Genomic DNA, 17079 nt, shown 5'->3' on the forward strand with positions numbered 1-17079 from the left:
AGCAGGAACCTAGCCGCTGACCGGAATCGACAGTTCACGCAAATCAAACTTCACAAACTAAACAGAAGAATGCTTACGCTGGACACAAGCGTAATAAAAAACGAACCAAAGCATAATTGCCTTGATTCGTTTCGTCTGCCCACTAACGGGCCTTTTTAGTCTTACCTTCCCAACGAGCATAACCAGTCTTCAAGATGAAAATCTGGTCATAACCCTTCTTCTTCAGTAAGATGGCTGCTCGAGAACTCATCTCGCGACCTTGGTCATAAAGGTAAACGGGAATGTCCTTACGTAATTGTTGGTAAAATGAACGCATTGTTGAGTAAGGCATGTTACGCGCACCCAAAATGTGCCCGGCATCGAAGTCCTTTTTTTCGCGAACGTCGATGACTTGCGCCTTCCGCATGCCTGCGGTAAACGTTGCTTCATCGATCAACTTTGCAGCCTGGTTTCGCTGATAAGTTGTGTATAACCGCCAAAGTAAGAACACCACGATCAAGATGACCAAGATGAGTGAATATAAGTTCCAAGTTGAAATTGCTGCCATTAAAATCTCGTCCTTCCAAACGACACTACCACTGTATTAGTGGGCGCTATCAAACCGTAAAGCAAGTGAAGCAGCCCCAATTGCACCAGCGTCGTTACCTAATTGTGCTAATTTAATCCGAGTTGAATCACGGACAGCTGGGAACGTGTTTTCTTGGAAGTACCGAGTGGTTGGTCCCAATAACGTGTTACCAGCAGCTGAAACCCCACCACCAATAATGATGTTGGCTGGGTTCAACGTATTGGCACAGTTAGCAAGTGCCAATCCCAAGTAGAATGAAACCCGATCAATGATCCGGTTAGCTAAGATATCACCGTTATCGGCCAAGTAAACGACCATCTTTGAAGTGACATCCTCGTGGTTATCAAACAGTTCCTTCAAGCGAGACTTGCCAGTAAATTCGGCAGCCATATCCTTCGCTACGTGAACGATCCCAGTAGCTGAAGAGTATTGTTCCAAACAACCGCGCTTCCCACAAGTACATAGGTACCCGTTTGGTTGAACTGTGATGTGGCCTAATTCACCGGCACCACCGTTAACCCCATGCAACAGACGACCGCCGGCAATCACGCCACCGCCGACACCAGTACCCAAGGTAACGAAGATCACGTCTTCGTCCTTTTCACCGGCACCCTTCCAGAATTCACCTAACGAGGCAACGTTAGCGTCGTTTTCCAAGACTAATTGAAGGCCGATTGCGGCTTGAATCTCGTCACGTACGTGTTGGGTCGTCTTCCAGTTCAAATTGAAAGCACCAATTACGGTACCGTTTTCAATATCAACTGCGCCAGGCGTCCCCATGCCGATTCCCATAAATTGATCCTTGGTGTAACCAGAATCAGTCATCGTCTTCTTCAATGATGCAATAATGTTCGGTACAATGTGCTTTCCGTTTTCGCTGACATCAGTTGGAATGCTCCACTTTTGCGTAATGTCCCCTTCGTGAGAGACAAACGCAATTTTCGTTGTGGTACCGCCTAAGTCAATCCCAATCAAACTCTTTGCCATGAATTTGTTTCCTCCAGATCTATTTCGTTTTATCTCGTGCTTCTTCGAGACGATGTTCATGCGTCAACACAAGTTTCGCATGTGCAAACGTTTTGTGATCAATGACGCGGGCGTCATGGAGATGATCTAATTCCAGAGCCATCACTTCGATATCCCACAAACGTTTACCAACATACACATAGATGCCAAACTGTTTTAGCAACTGCTGTACATCATATAACGTTTCCATGTTGTCATCCTCCGATACTTAACACGATTTACCCTTACCATTTTACAACGTTCCGCCGTAATAGTATAGCCCAATCATCATCAAAATGATAACGATTACAGCAATTATTCGTTTTATGAAACTAATTTGGCCAATTTTCGGTGCACCAACAATGTAGCCGGCAAAGAAACCGGCTGCTAGACCACCAAAGTGACCTGCCAAATCTGTTCCGGGACTAAAGAAGCCCATCACCAGATTTAAGCCAATAAACAGTAAAAACGTCTTCGTCATTTGGCGAATATAAGGGTTCTCCCAAAACGATTCACCGAGCATTAAAAACGCCCCGAATAATCCAAAAATCGCGGTACTAGCACCTGCGGATAACGCATTCGGATTGAACGCAAAACTCGCAAGGTTGCCACCAATGCCGGATAATAAGAAGATGGTTAAGAACCGCCAGTGACCAAATAAAGCCTCAATTTGATAGCCTAAGAAGTACAGCGTCACCATGTTTAAAACTAAATGTTCGATGCCAATGTGCAAAAAGGTGGGTGTTAAAAACCGCCACCACTGTCCCTGTTGAATCAACGGGTTGTATTTGGCACCAAATTCAATCAAAACACCTAGGTTGTTAGAACCGCCCATCAACGTCATCAGCCCATAGATAACCACGCAAATGGCAATTAGGCTGACCGTCATGTACGGCCCCGTCAACCATCGTTTGATTCTCAATTGCATTTAACCCCTCCTAATGCGCCGTAATTACCTGCTGGATCACAATATCGTGATCTCTGACGCGCCAAGTAGGTTCTTTGAAAACTTGACAATCTAATGCTAACGTTACCGTTCGGCCGTCATAATCCGCTAAAAAGCGGTCGTAATAGCCACCACCAAAACCAAGTCGAGCCCCTGCCTTGGTAAATCCAAGACCTGGTACGATCACTAAGTCGATTTGATCCTTTGGAACACTGTTGCCGTTAACGGGTTCCATAATGCCATATTCGGAGCGTTCCAAACGGACCGTATCCGTCAGTGGCACAAAAACCATTGAGCGGTCTGCAGAAAACGTTCTCGGAACGAGAACTTGCTTATCCGCAGCTTGGGCAGCTTCAATGATGGGCTGCGTATCCAATTCGATGCCGGTTGACAGGGTTACTGCTACTGACTGACTCTTTGACCACGCCACAGACTCAAACAACCGTTCATACAGCGTCTTAGCTTGAAACTGACGAACATCGGCTGGGAGTTTTGTGAGGGTCGCGATAATTTCTTCGCGTAACGCTTTTTTGGTTGTCATCCATTCGCTCCTTTGTTCTAAAGAAAAAAGGCGCAGGCTTAGCGCCTTTGCCTTTACTTTGTTACCCAGAAATAATTACTTAGTTTCCTTGTGTAAGGTAACCTTGTGATCACGTGGGCAGTACTTCTTCAGTTCTACTCGGTCTGGGTTGTTACGACGGTTTTTACTTGATAAGTAGTTTTGTTCGTGACATTCAGTACATTCTAATGTAATGTGTACGCGCATGGCTTCTGACCTCCCAACATACATAAAGATTTGGCAAATAGCCTTAACTCGTAGTATTTTATCATTTTTCCAGATCAATTACCAGCCTCTAGCAAATATTTGTTAAGTCTTTTTACTTTACAGCTCAAAAAGTGTGCGGAGCGAGACGAGTTGAGAGCAGTGTGCAAGGCCCCATCGGTGAAGGCGCCCGGGCCTGGCGGGTTTACCGATGTTACCTTGCATGCAGCTCTCAGTCTCGCGCAGCACCATTCGGCGTGGTGGTCAAAAAGCGCGTGGTTGGCAAGTTTTTACAACTTCAGGAACCCTAGAAATAACAGTTTAAATGGCGCCGAATTTCGTAGTCTGAGAGCACTGGCACCGGTTTTCATGCGACTTTAGCAAGCGAAGCAACGCCAAACAGCCAATCCCCAAACAACCACAAAAAAAGAACCACCCCAAAATGAGGCAGTTCTTCATAAAACAATCTAATAACTCGAACTTGAACTTGAAGTCGAACTCGAATTAATCGTTGAAGTCGACTGAACCATACTCCAGTAAGCGGAGTAAATCTGTTTAGCTAACTTCATGTTGTTATCTTCAGCATTGTAATCCAAGTTAGGCATTGCAAGCGCTAAGACAACTTGTGGATTAGTCGATGGTGCGTAGGAAGCCAAACTCAACGTAACGGTTTCAGTCCCCTTGTAGTAGGTTTGGGCCGTCCCAGTTTTAGCTGAGATTTCTGGCTTGATCGATGATAATTCGTCACCGGTCTTGTAAGTGTTCGTCCCATGAACCACGTCATAAAGACCTTCCGTGACGAGTTTACGTTCCGCTGAGGTCATGTTGATCTCGTTTAAGACCGTTGGGGTAACCGAGGCTTTAACGGCCCCTAAACCACCGTTTTTATTGGTCCCACGAATTGACCCTAACACGTGCGGTTGAATCCGATAGCCACCGTTGGCAATCGTTGACATGTATTGGGCCACTTGCATCGTCGTGTAGGCATCGTAGTTCCCGAAGGATTCATCCAACGCGTTCCCGATATGCGCCTTGCTGCTTGAACCAGCAATCCCGGTCGTTTCACCTGGTAAATCGATGCCAGTCTTAACGCCAAGACCAAACTGGTTAAAGTAACCGCGCAACTTACTAAAGATGCTGGTGTTCATGGTTAAGGCTGCCCCAGAAGAGTACTGGAAGCCAGCTTCCTTCATGGCCAACTGCATCATGTACGAGTTAGAAGAAACTTCCAACGCGGTCGATGCGTTAACAGCCATGTTGGCCCCACCGTTTTTGTTGAACCAAGAAGCCTTCTTGACCCCACCAACGGTGATTGGCATATCAGTCAGCGTGTTATTAGATGGTGTAATGACCCCATCCATCAACGCGCCAGAAATCATCGCACCCTTTACCACAGACCCCATGGTGATCGAACTGTTAATGGTCCCCAAAGCATTATTGGTGACTTTCCCAGTTGATGGATTTCGGTCAACACCAGCCATCCCAATCACAGCCCCGTTCTTAGGATTCATGACCACTGCGTAAACCCCGGTCGAATTACCAGATGCGTTCGTACTTGCGGTACGCACTAAGGATTGCAGTTTCTTTTGGAAGCCAGCGTTGATCGTTAATTGAAGGTTATCACCCTTCTTACCACCGTACTTCTTGACTTCCTTCATAATCTTCGTCCCGGAAACTTCAACCTGAGTCTGTGACTTAGTCCCTCGAAGCACTGATTCATATTGCTCTTCGAGGTAACTTTGACCAACGGAATCGTTTCGCGAGTACCCTTGGGCTAAGAATTGGTTGACCTTGTTATCTGGCAACCCAACCTTTTCCGATGAAACCGTCCCAATGATACTCTTCAACGAACTACCATATGGGTAATCTCGGGTCCAACTGGTCCCAACCTTCACCCCAGGCATCTCGCCTAAGTGCTCGCCGACTTCGGAAAGTTCCTTACTCGTTACCCCAGTTTCCTTAATATAAGTCGTGGATAACGAGTAGGCCCCACTCATTTTTGCATAAATCGTGGCATCATTGGCCTGTTGATGCGTCAACTTATACTGAGCCGGGTGGTTCAGGACATAGTTAAGGGCTTTGTCATAGGCAGTTGAGGTCGAGTACTCATTAATATGTGGAATCTTAGCCTCAACCGACTTTAACCGCTTATCGGAGGCCAAGTAGTAGTCCGCCTGATTACGAGTGGTCAAGCTCCCGGTCGATACGGTCAAATATTTACCCAACCGGTTTGCGATTCGGTACATATCGCCAGACAGCACATTGACGCCCTTGGTGTAACTGATGGCTTGGTGACTCTTATTACCCACCAATACTCGACCAGTTGAATCAAAGACCATCCCCCGTTGAACGTTATTCGTTTCAACGGTGCTATCAGTCCGGTTAACTTCCGCCTTTAACTGCGTGCCATGAAGAATCTGCAGGTAGGCAAGCTGTGCAATTAACGCAACGAAGAGGAGTCCGACAATGATGAACAAAAAGTTCATCCGAAACGGAATTTGTGACGTTGTCGTCGTCTTCCCACGTCGCGATTGGTTTTGCGTAAATCGATTAAAGAAATTTTTCAATGTCCTAAACGCTCCTTATCTAACTTCATTATTCTAACAGAATTTTATGAGCGAAACCATTTAAGCTTCACGCTTTTAAAACTTTTTACGTCTTTTTTATGCTATCCTAAATACTTAGAACCGAAACTGATGACATTTTGATCAGTCGACGCGTTAACGGAGGTTAGATTTTTGAAAACAATTCGACAATTTGTACGCCGGCACCATACGGCAACGGTCTTATGGCTCAGCTTTTTGCTCCCCATGCTCATTATGGGCAGTTACTTTGCTTACCGTCACATGGCACCGTTTGGTAATTCCAGTTTACTAACGGTAGATTTAGGTCAACAGTACGTTGACTTCTTCGCTTATTTTCGTCACAGCCTGCTTCACGATCCAAGTGGCATTTTTTATACCTTTCAAAAAGCGTTGGGTGGCGAAATGTTTGGCATTTGGACTTACTACCTATTAAGTCCCTTTAACTTGATCCTGTTACTTTTCCCGGATAAGTTTCTACCAAGTGCTATCTTCTTGATGACAGTGCTAAAATACGGGGCAGCCGGCCTCAGCTTTGCTTGGCTACTCATGAAATCAAAGCTACATCCCGGATTTTCTGCCCTCATATTCTCCACGAGTTATGCCTTGATGGGCTGGATGATTGCTAACCAATTAAACTTGATGTGGCTAGATGCCGTCATTATTTTACCTCTGGTCATCTGGGGATTGCTTAAATTAGTTAGTGTCGGTCAGATTCGAACCTATGTTATCTGGTTAACGGCACTGTTAATCATTAACTACTACATGGCTTACATGGTTTGTCTATTCACTGGGCTGTTCTTCCTCTGGCTTTGGTTAAGCCGTTGGGAATCGTGGGCGACTGCTCGACGTCAATTAGGGCGTTTCATGATGGGCTCATTACTATCTGCTGGCATCGCAGCAGTCACTCTGCTGCCAACAATTGCCTCGTTGATCTCAAGTAAGGCCCAATACACGCAAACCAATTGGCACTTTAAATTTGAATACTTCCCACCAAAGATGCTGGCCAAGTTCTTCCTAGGCAGTTTCAACTTTAACCAGATGCCTAAAGGAACCCCTAATCTATTCATCGGCAGTATCGTCCTACTTGGCTGCCTATTTTTCTTCACCCAAGCGCGACATAGCGTCAAAGCACGTTGGTTAGCAGCCGCGATGACCCTTATCCTACTTGTCTCGGCTTGCTTCGAACCACTAGACCTCATTTGGCATGCTATGCAATTTCCAATCTGGTACCCTTACCGATTCTCATTTGTGATCAGTTTTTGGCTCATTTGGCTGGCAGCCAACGCACTGCAGCGTGATTTTGTACCAAAACTCTGGCAAATTGGTCTCGTCAGCGCGGTTATCCTTGCAGGAGTAGCCTACGTCTGGATCAACTTAAAACAATTTAGCTTTTTGACGCAGAATCAAGTTTTAATCGGCCTGCTCTTCTTAGTGGCTGCCATGTGCCTGATTGCCCTTCCAGATAAGGCAAGTTGGTTATACCAGATTGCTGTGATTGGCTTCGTTGTCATTGAAATGACGAGTAATGCTGTTTCAAGTCTCAATCACATTAGTTACGTGACTCAGTCGGATTACCAATCCTACTATCAAATTATGACCAAACAAACTCACCGGGTCACCGACTCAGATAAAAGTTGGTACCGACTTACGCCAACTTTTATGCGGACTAAAAATGATCCAATGTCTGGTCAATTTAACGGTGGTTCCGTCTTTTCTTCCACTCTTGAAAAGGACATGCCAGCCTTCATGGGCAACATCGGCCAACCAGACGGTGACGGCTTCGTAGCCTACACCAATGGCACTTTATTGACGGATGCGTTGTTGAATTTTAAATACCTCATCAATCAGCAATCAACTAACAGCACAACGTTGTCACAGTCGGCTGTTCAATCCGTCTCTACTCGGCAAGATCTCAATAGCTACCGAACTAAGACAACCGATGGCACGATTACCACGTTCCAAAATCCCAACGCCCTTTCGTTAGGCTTTATGGCAAGTAATCAAGTTCTGTCACTTCATAACACGACTAAAGATCCCACCCAATATCAGGCGAACCTCTTCGCGGCCCTTACTGGTCAACAAAAGGATCAACACCTCTTTACGGCCGCTAACTTTGATCGAGTCGTTTTTCAAAATATTAAGCAGCAAACAAAGTTAACTGGTGCCTTTTTACAGAAGAGTAACTTCATCAAACCTGGAGTGATCACCTTTTACTTTACTCCCAAAACTAATGATGCTTACTATTTGACGTTAGGGTCTAACCTAAATGACGATAACGTGACGATGACCTTGAATGACCACACACTCAGTCAGTACCCAACCTATCGACACACCATCGTGGTCAACCTTGCTAATCATCAAAAGGGACAACAAATCAAGCTCCAATTGACCTTGAAGAAGAGCTCACTCTGGCTTCAAAACTTCACGTTATATCAATTTAATAACGCTCAGTTTGAATCATCCTTAGCTCAGCTTAAATCCTCACAGCTGAAGATTAAGCACCATACGCAACGGTCAATTCAAGGTACCGTTAACGTTAAGGGGAGTAAACGGACCTTAATGACGACGATTCCGTATAGTTCTGGCTGGCACGTTAAAGTTGACGGTCGTTCCGTTCAACCGGTCAAGGTCGCCGGGACCTTCATGGCCTTGAAATTAACGACTGGTCACCACAACATCTCGTTTAGCTATTGGCCACCACTCTTTAACCTTGGCTTACTCATTAGTGCATTAAGTTTACTAACTTGCTACGTTGTGCCTCGTTGGCGTCGACGCCGGTAACACCACTTAAATAACCGCTGTAGGATAATGATTGTAATCCTACAGCGGTTATTTTTTGCTTACGTTTGTGTCCGGCGTAAGTGTGCGGAGCGAGACGGGTTGAGAGCAGTGTGTAAGGTGAGTTCGGTGAAGGCGCCTGGGCTTGGCGGGTTTACCGGACTCGCCTTACATGCAGCTCTCAGTCTTGCGCAGCACCATTCGGCATGGTGGCCAGAAGGCGCGTGGTTGACAAGTTTCTACAACTTCAGGAACCCTGGAAATTACAGTTTAAGTGGCGCCGAATTTTGTAGTCTGAACGAGCGATTTTCAACGCGGCTTTGGCGAGCGAAGCGATGACAAACAGCCTGCACTCAAATCGCACCCAACCCTTACGCTGGACACAAACGTAAACAAAAAAGCAAGTGCAACAAATAATTTGTTGCGCTTGCTTTGATGACTTTCAAAAGCCTTAGTTACCTAGCTTTTAATCTTATAATTCACCGTTTTCAACGTAATCGTACTTAGGTCCATCAACCTTAGGATCATAACTGATCGTGAGGTCGTAACCCTTAAAGAACCACTGATCGCCTTCTGGGACGAAGTAGTTCACACCGTCCTTTTGAGTGACTGCATAGGGTGCCCCTAATTCGTCATCTGGCGTTAAGCCCAATGAAAAGCCGTCGTGGACTGGGGTTTTCCCATAAACTTTACCGTAAAACCGGACACCGCGGCCAGGGGTTAGGCCCATTTCGTCTTGAAACCACTTGCTTGCTTGATCAGTAACGATAATTTTCATAGTTGTCGCTCCTTTAAAGTTGAATCCGTTTTCATAATTCATTTATACCCCATTTTTCACAAAAGCGCAAGTTAAATGCCCACACTTCAATCGCGCACAAGCTATAAAATGCCTTAAAACAACAAAAAAACGGCCACATTTTTCGTGGTCGTTCTCAATTTAAAGTCGATTCAACTTAGTGAAATTCGTTAAGCTGGTTCAACCGTTAAAATTTTAACTTTCATATCCCCGGCTGGAATATCAATCGTCACTTCTTCGCCAACGCGGTGGTCTAACAGGCCTTTAGCGATTGGTGAATCGTTTGAAATCTTGCCTGAAAGCGGATCGGCTTCAGCGGCCCCAACGATCGTGTACGTTTCAGGTTCTTCATCAGGTAATTCTTTGAAGGTCACCTTTTTACCAACTGTAATGAGGTCCTGTTCAGTTTCGTTGTTGTCGATCACAGCTGCATATTGCAACATATGTTCAACCGTACTGATCCGGCTTTCCAACATACTTTGTTCGTCCTTAGCAGACTCGTATTCTGAGTTTTCGGATAAGTCCCCGTAACTCCGAGCGATTTGGATCCGGTTAATCACTTCCGGACGTTTGTTCATCTTTAAATCTTCAAGTTCTTGTTCCAACTTGACCTTACCTTCGGCCGTCATTGGATATGATTTTTGTTCAGCCACAATAGACACCTCTTAAATAGTTATTCATATTCGTCTGTCGCCTACAATATCATGTGCGACGACTTCACGCAAGGGTGAGTTCGAAAAATTAATCGATTGACCGATTCGTTCGTTCACCCTTAATTTTGATATGACGCGCTTTAATCGTTCATTCGACCATTCTTTTTTTGCAATAAAATTGAGCGAATTTTAGTCGTCAACAAATCAATTGCAACTTGGTTTTCGCCACCCTCGGGAACAATTAAGTCGGCGTACCGTTTGGTTGGTTCAACGAATTGGTGATACATTGGCTTTACCGTCGTCAGGTATTGGTCAATGATCCAATCAAGATCACGCTTGCGTTCCTTCGTATCACGCTGAATTCGGCGAATAATGCGAATATCATCATCCGTATCCACGAAAACCTTAATATCCATCAAGTCCCGAAGCCGCTTGTCATCTAAAATCAGGATCCCTTCAACAATAATGACATCCTTAGGTTCTTGATGAATCGTTTCTTCACTTCTGGTCGAAATGGTATAGTCGTATACCGGTTCCTCAATGGGTTGGTTGTGCCGTAATTGGTTCAGCTGTTCAACCAGCAGATCCGTATCAAATGCCAGCGGGTGGTCATAGTTGACTGCCCGGCGTTCTGCCATCGTCATCTCAGACTGATCATTATAGTACGCATCCTGTTGCAAGATCATAATTGATTCATTCGCCAGCTCATCGTAAATTGCCCGACTAACGCTGGTTTTACCACTACTGGAGCCGCCGGTCACCCCGATGATCACCGGTCGAGATTGTTCTGTTGCCATGTGTAATTAGATTCCCTTCAATTCGCAATGAGTCGCTTTATTTATTTGCTGATTCGAGTTTAGCTGATTTTTGATTATGTTCAGCTAACGTGTTGGAATAATAGATTTTCCCCGTCTTCGTGTTGGCCACAAAGTAGAGGTAGTCTTTCTTCCGGTCAGATGGATGCAAGACGGCTTCAATTGATGACCGACTTGGACTATTAAACGGTCCTGGGCCGTAACCAGCATTCTTATACAGGTTATATGGCGATGATGATTGGAGATCCTTCATCGACAAATTCTTTTTGTGTTTGTTGATTGCATACAAGACCGAAATATCAGATTGCAGTGGCATCCCAGCATCAATTCGATTTAAGAAAACACCCGCAATTTTACGGCGGTTAGCCTGGTCGATACCTTCTCGTTCAACTAACGATGATAATGTCAGCACTTGTTGCACCGTCATCTTACGTTTCTTAATCTGTTTATAGTACGGCGTTAGTTCTTCGTTGGTGTGGCTCACCATCTGCTCAACTAACTGTTTCAATGACATCCGCTTGCTAACGACATAAGTTGCAGGGTAGAGGTATCCTTCAAGGCGGTAACGAACATTTTTAGACGCCATGCTCGAAGCTAACAGTGCCGGGTACTTTTTCGCTAACTGCTTCATGTACGTTTGGTCTTTCATAAGACTCAAAAATTCTTCTTTACTGAAATCGGTTTGCGACGCAATGTTGCCCGCAACGTCTTCAACGGTTGCCCCTTCTTGAACCAACACTTTCCCTCGTTGACTCTGGATAGGTTCACTGGAACCACCCTGTTGTAGCTGCTTAGCAACCTGCTTTAACGTCATCGAAGCCGTTAATTGGTAGTAGCCCGCCCGAAAGTTAGCGTAGTCGTGGGATTTAACAAAATAGTTGAAGACCGTTCCACTCTTAACGATCTTCTTATCCTGTAAAATCGAGCCGATTTTAGTGTTGGAAGCCCCCATTGGAATGTTGACCTGCACCACCTCAGTACTCTTAGGATTCAAGGGCTTTAACGCTGATTGAAAATACTGGTAAAACCCGATGCCCATCGTAATCAGTAAAATGACTAAAATTGTGAGCACACCAGCAATAATTTTATGCCCAGTCGTCATCTTTTTCTTCTTAACCGGCGGCGTTACCGGCGGTTGTGTGTTGTTATCCAAAATGTATCCCCCGTTCCTGTCATTCAATTCTGCTACATTATACTTGATTCCTCAGTATCCTGCAGTAAAAATTCTGGAACTTCAACAAAATATAACCATCAAAGGGCTGACGCTAAACTTATAAAAATTCAGCGCCAGCCCTTTAACGTATTAAATTGGATTCAACCGATGTCGTTTCAGTGCCAGTTATGGCAATTGATTAACGAACTTCAGCGTTTAATTCCGTCTGTAACGTCGTTTCAACCTTGTTGAAGGCTTGGTTGACTTCATCATCCGTCAACGTTGCCGTTGGGTTTTGATAAGTTAACGTGTACGCCATTGATTGCTTGTCAGCTGGTACGTTCTTGCCGGCGTAAACGTCAAACAAGTTAACTGACTTCAGGTAAGCGCCACCCTTTTTGTTGATTAGCGCTAAAATTTCAGCATTCGTGACCGTCTTATCGACTAAGAGTGCAATATCACGCGTTACCGCTGGGTATTTGGAAATTGGTTCGTACTGGTTTGCTTGCTTTGGCATGTCGATCAAAGCATCCAAGTTCAGTTCAAACACGTAGGTTTCGTTGATCTTGTAGCTTTCGGCTACTGATGGGTGAACTTGCCCAATAAAGCCAACGTAGTGCCCGTGAATTGCAATATCGGCCGTCCGTCCTGGGTGCAGTTCTGGATAACGATCAGTTGCCGTAAAGGTGATATCACCTTCGATAGCTAGGTTTTGAAGGTAACGTTCAACGATCCCCTTCAATTGGTAAAAATCAACACTGTTGGCCTTGGCATTCCGCAGGTTATCAACGACCAATTGGCCACTAATAGCACCGGCGATATGTTCTTCTTCGTCTGGACGCACTTGATCAGCATCAGCCTTGTAGAAGACCCGACCTTGTTCGTAAAGGGCAACGTCAGCCACGTGACGGGCGTTATTGTACGCCACGTCATCAAGTAAACCACTGACTAAGTTCATGCGCGTGGTCGTGTGATCGGCTGTCATTGGCCAACTTAACTTGGTTGGTTCACTTGGGTGCATCAGGAATTGACCAGCTTTTTCCTCAGTCGTCAAGGCGTAAGAAATAGCTTGGTTTAGGCCGAAACCTTCCATCAACCGGCGTGATTCACGAATCAGGTGTTGCTTTTCAGTCAACACACCAAGCGTGGTTGGCCCAGTTGGTAACGTTGCTGGTAAGTTATCGTAACCGTAGATCCGGGCAACTTCTTCCAATAAGTCGGCCTCGATATGAATATCCCAGCGACGAGGTGGCACCGTGACGGTGAAGGTTTCATCAGCAACTGTGACACCAAACCCTAATTGTTTAAAAATGGCAGTGACGTCAGCTTCAGTCAGATCCGTTCCGAGCACGTGATTGATGCGCTTCAAGGAGACGCTCACCACTTCATCCTTCACATCGTAATCTGAGCCTGAAACGATGCCGGCAAGCACATCACCAGAAGCAAGTTCAGCAATCAACTGAGCAGCTGCATCTAAGGCTTCAGCAACGCCACCGCGGTTGACGCCACGTTCAAAGTGTTGTGCGGCACTGGTGTGCAAGTTATGCCGTTGAGCAGTCTTTCGAATCAAGGTTGGTTCAAAAACCGCTGATTCAATGGCAACCGTTGTCGTGTGGGTTTCAATCTCAGAATTAAACCCACCCATGACACCGGCAAGGCCGATTGGTTTTTCAGTATCCGCAATCACGATGTCTTTAGGATCTAAGTCGTGTTCTTCTTCGTCAAGCGTTGTTAACTTCTCGCCAGGACGAGCAAACCGCGCTTCAACGGTTTGGTCAGCAATCGTGCCGAAGTCAAAGGCGTGTAATGGTTGGCCGTATTTTAGCAAAATATAGTTGGTAACATCCACCACGTTGTTGATTGGCCGAACGCCGGCGTTCCACAACTTAATTTGTAACCAACGTGGGCTTGGTTGAACGGTGACGTTTTCAACGAGGCGCATCTTGTAAATTGGTGCCACGCTATCGTCGACCTTCAACGTAACCTTGTCAGCAGCTTGAGTGGTGCCTTCAGTCACGTTAGGATGCGTTAACTTAGGTGTTTGTGCGTAAATGGCCCCGAGGTCATTCGCAACCCCGTAGACACTCAACATGTCACCACGGTTAGGCGTCACATCAACGTCGATCAAGTAATCATCCATCCCAAGGTATGGGAAAACGGGTTCGCCAACTTTGGCGTCATCTTCAAGGAAGTAAATCCCATCGGCCCATTCCTTTGGCACAACGTCTTTTTCAAAACCAATTTCATCTAAGGCACAGATCATCCCGTTTGAAACAACACCGCGCATCTTAGAACGCTTGATTTTGACGTTACCGCCGATTCGTGACCCAGGTAAGGCAACGATTACCTTCCGACCAGTTTCAACGTTAGGGGCGCCACAAACGATCTGAGATAACTCATCTTCACCGATATTCACTTGGCAAACGTTCAAATGATCTGAGTCTGGATGGGGTTCCATCGAGACGATTTCACCCACAACGATTTTTTTCAAGCCTTCACTAGGTTGGGTCACTGAGTCAACTTCAACGGAAGCCCGTTCGATTTTTTCAGCTAGGTCCTTTGGTGAGACTTTAATATCTAAATATTCTTGTAACCAACTGTAAGAAATTTTCATGGTCGCTGATTATCCTTTCTTCGCAAATTGGGTGAGGAACCGAACGTCGTTTAAGTAGAAGTTCCGGATATCGTCCACCCCGTATTTCAACATCGCAAACCGATCAGGACCAAGGCCAAAGGCAAAGCCGCCGTAAACGTCAGGATCAACGCCGGCCATCCGAAGCACGTTTGGATGCACCATCCCTGAACCGAGTACTTCGATCCAGCCAGTGTGCTTGCAGACCGCACAACCCTTACCATCACAGTTAAAGCAAGTAATATCAGCTTCAACTGATGGTTCCGTAAATGGGAAGTAACTTGGTCGTAAGCGAATATCAAATCGATCGCCGAATAATTCGTGGGCAACTAATTGCAACGTTCCCTTTAAATCAGCCATAGTAATGTGCTTGTCGATCACGATGCCTTCGACTTGGTGGAATTGGTGTGAGTGGGTTGGATCATCCGTATCACGACGGTAAACGACCCCTGGTGAGATCATCTTCAATGGGCCCTGACTAAAGTCATGCTTTTCCATTGCCCGTGCTTGCATGGGTGAGGTTTGCGTCCGCATCAAAATTTCTTTTGTGATGTAGAACGTATCTTGCATGTCACGCGCTGGGTGATCTTTTGGTAAGTTCATCATTTCAAAGTTGTACTTATCTTCTTCAACTTCTGGACCGGAGAGGACTTGGTAGCCCATTCCCATAAACAGGTCCTCGATTTGATCAACGATTTGTTGGATCACGTGAGGTTGGCCCTGTGCGACTGGGGTCCCTGGTAAGGTCACGTCAATTTTTTCTTCTTGCAGTTTCCGGTTTAACACGGCCTGCTTGAGTTCATCTCGCTTGGATTCAATAGCATCCTTGAGTTCATCACGAACCTTATTAGCAAACTGACCAAATTGTGGCCGTTCTTCAGCGGGGAGATCTTTCATACTCCGCAGCGCCTGCGTAATTGGTCCTTTCTTCCCTAATAATTCAACACGTAAGGCGTCTAAGTTCTTTAAATCGCCAACATCGTGGATGCTTTGTTTTCTTTCTTGCCGGATTTTTTCCAGCTGATCCTTTAGTGTCATGACTGACCCTCCTTAATCGAATAAAAAAACTCCGCCCCAAATAAAGGGACGAAGCTTTCGCGGTACCACCCTTGTTTACTTAAATTAAGTACACTCGGTAATTGGATAACGGTAGATTAACCGGTAGATTATTTGGTCATCGCGCTGATGGCCGCCCAATCCCTGCTCAGAAAGTGAATTCATTCGAACCCAAACCGGGGAATCTCATCGACCATCCCCGTCGCTGTGAGTGACTTCGAGTTACTACTCTTTCTTCGTTGCATTTTGTTCAATTCGCACGCATATTAGTTTACAGCGGTTGGTGGCATTGGTCAACCTTAGAATCGGTTGCTTGGTCACACCATTTTTCAGACCAGCTGTGTACAGAACACATCACATCAGCTAGATCCCGGCCCTTTTCAGTCAAGGCATACTCGATCAACGCTGAATCTTCAAACGTTCGGCGTTCAACGATTTCGCTTGCTTCAAGTTCCTTTAAGCGTTCAACTAAAACCCGGTCTGAACACTTGGTGACTTGATGGGCGATATCTTTAAAGCGTTGTGGCCCTAAGTTCAACAAAACGTCGATAATCAGGCCGTTCCACTTCTTACCTAAAATTGAAAACGTCCATTCAAACTTTGGGCATAACTCAAAGTTGACGGCGTTTGTTTGCTTATCGATTACTTGATCCATCTCTTTACCTCCAACGTCCCCCGAAAAAACGATCACTTTTCAATTTGATTTAATACTCGGCTCAATTGTTTCCGTCGCCAAGTTGCGAACCGCTGTTGTAGCGGCATGAAAAAGTCGGTCACTGCTTGAACATCGTCCACTAAACCAACAATTAAACTCTCCCGGTACTTAGGGATTGCCGCAGTTGCACCCCACATATGTTTTAAAATGATATCCTTTTCCATTGGGCTAAGTTCCGTTAGCTTCTCGGCGTTACGAAGCGCCACTCGTGGATGGATAAAGGCGTGTGAGCCAAGGTTAAACTTGGTCGTCCGCCAATCATAGTAAAACAAGTCGTGCAATAACCCCGCCCGAGCAGTTGCCCGTACGTTCAAGCCGTACTTCTTAGCAATCAAATAACTTTCATAAGAAACCGCAATCGAGTGGTCCAAACGGGTGGAGTGGTGGTGTTGGGTATAATCAGCCAACTTCTGCACTTCAGGCGTTGCTAGTAAATCACTCACCAAGGCAACGTACTCTGAATCTTGGCGCCAGTTATTGTTCTTCATAGAATGCTTCCTTTACTTAAAGTAAGTTCACTTGGCTACACTATAGCGGATTGTCGTCTAAAATTCAAGCGTGAGGCTCTCCAAATCGCCGACTTTCGGTAATCTTAAGGTTCACCCTAATAAGTG

16 protein-coding genes and 1 other annotated feature are annotated in these 17079 nt (G+C 45.6%); of the genes, 1 reads left to right on the top strand and 15 read right to left on the bottom strand.

The genetic code is table 11. The features are described from left to right. Positions 1 to 142: 142 nt before the first annotated feature. From ACYVR3_RS04450 to ACYVR3_RS04480, 7 genes are all read right to left on the bottom strand, one after another. Positions 143 to 553, bottom strand: a complete 411-nt coding sequence (locus tag ACYVR3_RS04450) for a rhodanese-like domain-containing protein (RefSeq protein WP_173585547.1) — start codon at positions 551 to 553, stop codon at positions 143 to 145. Positions 554 to 583: 30 nt separating this feature from the next. Beyond that, positions 584 to 1555, bottom strand: a complete 972-nt coding sequence (locus tag ACYVR3_RS04455) for an ROK family glucokinase (protein WP_057151933.1) — start codon at positions 1553 to 1555, stop codon at positions 584 to 586. Positions 1556 to 1574: 19 nt separating this feature from the next. Then, positions 1575 to 1784, bottom strand: a complete 210-nt coding sequence (locus ACYVR3_RS04460) for a YqgQ family protein (protein WP_054736884.1) — start codon at positions 1782 to 1784, stop codon at positions 1575 to 1577. Between the two features lie 42 nt (positions 1785 to 1826). Continuing rightward, positions 1827 to 2501 (bottom strand): rhomboid family intramembrane serine protease, encoded by a 675-nt coding sequence (locus ACYVR3_RS04465; RefSeq protein WP_461243284.1) that lies wholly within the window; start codon positions 2499 to 2501, stop codon positions 1827 to 1829. A 10-nt stretch (positions 2502 to 2511) separates the two neighbouring features. Continuing rightward, positions 2512 to 3060 carry a 5-formyltetrahydrofolate cyclo-ligase gene (locus tag ACYVR3_RS04470; RefSeq protein ID WP_461243285.1) on the bottom strand — a complete coding sequence of 183 codons (549 nt, stop codon included), beginning with the start codon at positions 3058 to 3060 and terminating at the stop codon, positions 2512 to 2514. A 75-nt stretch (positions 3061 to 3135) separates the two neighbouring features. Beyond that, a complete protein-coding gene (rpmG, locus tag ACYVR3_RS04475) occupies positions 3136 to 3285 on the bottom strand; it encodes a 50S ribosomal protein L33 (protein WP_057151934.1) in 150 nt (49 codons plus the stop codon). A gap of 464 nt (positions 3286 to 3749) precedes the next feature. After that, entirely contained in the window at positions 3750 to 5849 is a 2100-nt protein-coding gene (locus ACYVR3_RS04480; protein WP_461243286.1) for a peptidoglycan D,D-transpeptidase FtsI family protein, read from the bottom strand. Positions 5850 to 6020: 171 nt separating this feature from the next. Between ACYVR3_RS04480 and ACYVR3_RS04485 the strand changes: the two genes are divergently transcribed. After that, positions 6021 to 8648 (top strand): YfhO family protein, encoded by a 2628-nt coding sequence (locus ACYVR3_RS04485; RefSeq protein WP_461243287.1) that lies wholly within the window; start codon positions 6021 to 6023, stop codon positions 8646 to 8648. 469 nt (positions 8649 to 9117) lie between these two features. Here the strand turns inward: ACYVR3_RS04485 and ACYVR3_RS04490 are convergent, their stop codons facing one another. The 8 genes from ACYVR3_RS04490 to ACYVR3_RS04525 form a co-directional block, all read right to left on the bottom strand. Next, the gene (locus ACYVR3_RS04490; RefSeq protein WP_057151936.1) at positions 9118 to 9423 is read right to left on the bottom strand and encodes a HesB/YadR/YfhF family protein; all 306 of its coding nucleotides are present in this window, start codon (positions 9421 to 9423) and stop codon (positions 9118 to 9120) included. 188 nt (positions 9424 to 9611) lie between these two features. Then, entirely contained in the window at positions 9612 to 10094 is a 483-nt protein-coding gene (gene greA / locus ACYVR3_RS04495; RefSeq protein ID WP_054736880.1) for a transcription elongation factor GreA, read from the bottom strand. Positions 10095 to 10234: 140 nt separating this feature from the next. After that, the gene (udk, locus tag ACYVR3_RS04500) at positions 10235 to 10891 is read right to left on the bottom strand and encodes a uridine kinase (RefSeq protein WP_054736879.1); all 657 of its coding nucleotides are present in this window, start codon (positions 10889 to 10891) and stop codon (positions 10235 to 10237) included. Between the two features lie 37 nt (positions 10892 to 10928). Continuing rightward, a complete protein-coding gene (mltG, locus tag ACYVR3_RS04505; RefSeq protein WP_420852578.1) occupies positions 10929 to 12062 on the bottom strand; it encodes an endolytic transglycosylase MltG in 1134 nt (377 codons plus the stop codon). A gap of 199 nt (positions 12063 to 12261) precedes the next feature. Further along, positions 12262 to 14676, bottom strand: coding sequence for a phenylalanine--tRNA ligase subunit beta (gene pheT, locus ACYVR3_RS04510; RefSeq protein WP_461243288.1), 2415 nt, complete (start codon positions 14674 to 14676; stop codon positions 12262 to 12264). A 9-nt stretch (positions 14677 to 14685) separates the two neighbouring features. Then, positions 14686 to 15732, bottom strand: coding sequence for a phenylalanine--tRNA ligase subunit alpha (pheS, locus tag ACYVR3_RS04515; RefSeq protein WP_054736878.1), 1047 nt, complete (start codon positions 15730 to 15732; stop codon positions 14686 to 14688). Between the two features lie 41 nt (positions 15733 to 15773). Further along, positions 15774 to 15999 (bottom strand) — a binding site (T-box leader). A 22-nt stretch (positions 16000 to 16021) separates the two neighbouring features. Continuing rightward, positions 16022 to 16405 carry a winged helix-turn-helix transcriptional regulator gene (locus ACYVR3_RS04520; protein WP_054736877.1) on the bottom strand — a complete coding sequence of 128 codons (384 nt, stop codon included), beginning with the start codon at positions 16403 to 16405 and terminating at the stop codon, positions 16022 to 16024. A 32-nt stretch (positions 16406 to 16437) separates the two neighbouring features. Further along, the gene (locus ACYVR3_RS04525) at positions 16438 to 16953 is read right to left on the bottom strand and encodes an HD domain-containing protein (RefSeq protein ID WP_057151938.1); all 516 of its coding nucleotides are present in this window, start codon (positions 16951 to 16953) and stop codon (positions 16438 to 16440) included. Positions 16954 to 17079: the final 126 nt, after the last annotated feature.

It is taken from the genome of Secundilactobacillus muriivasis, from assembly GCF_054785195.1.

Excerpts from the sequence above, each read along its gene's own strand:
- rpmG (WP_057151934.1), bottom strand. The coding sequence starts at position 3,285 with ATGCGCGTACACATTACATTAGAATGTACTGAATGTCACGAACAAAAC.
- pheS (WP_054736878.1), bottom strand. The coding sequence starts at position 15,732 with ATGACACTAAAGGATCAGCTGGAAAAAATCCGGCAAGAAAGAAAACAA.
- pheT (WP_461243288.1), bottom strand. The coding sequence starts at position 14,676 with ATGAAAATTTCTTACAGTTGGTTACAAGAATATTTAGATATTAAAGTC.
- udk (WP_054736879.1), bottom strand. The coding sequence starts at position 10,891 with ATGGCAACAGAACAATCTCGACCGGTGATCATCGGGGTGACCGGCGGC.
- ACYVR3_RS04460 (WP_054736884.1), bottom strand. The coding sequence starts at position 1,784 with ATGGAAACGTTATATGATGTACAGCAGTTGCTAAAACAGTTTGGCATC.
- ACYVR3_RS04525 (WP_057151938.1), bottom strand. The coding sequence starts at position 16,953 with ATGAAGAACAATAACTGGCGCCAAGATTCAGAGTACGTTGCCTTGGTG.
- ACYVR3_RS04455 (WP_057151933.1), bottom strand. The coding sequence starts at position 1,555 with ATGGCAAAGAGTTTGATTGGGATTGACTTAGGCGGTACCACAACGAAA.
- ACYVR3_RS04490 (WP_057151936.1), bottom strand. The coding sequence starts at position 9,423 with ATGAAAATTATCGTTACTGATCAAGCAAGCAAGTGGTTTCAAGACGAA.
- ACYVR3_RS04520 (WP_054736877.1), bottom strand. The coding sequence starts at position 16,405 with ATGGATCAAGTAATCGATAAGCAAACAAACGCCGTCAACTTTGAGTTA.
- ACYVR3_RS04470 (WP_461243285.1), bottom strand. The coding sequence starts at position 3,060 with ATGACAACCAAAAAAGCGTTACGCGAAGAAATTATCGCGACCCTCACA.
- ACYVR3_RS04465 (WP_461243284.1), bottom strand. The coding sequence starts at position 2,501 with ATGCAATTGAGAATCAAACGATGGTTGACGGGGCCGTACATGACGGTC.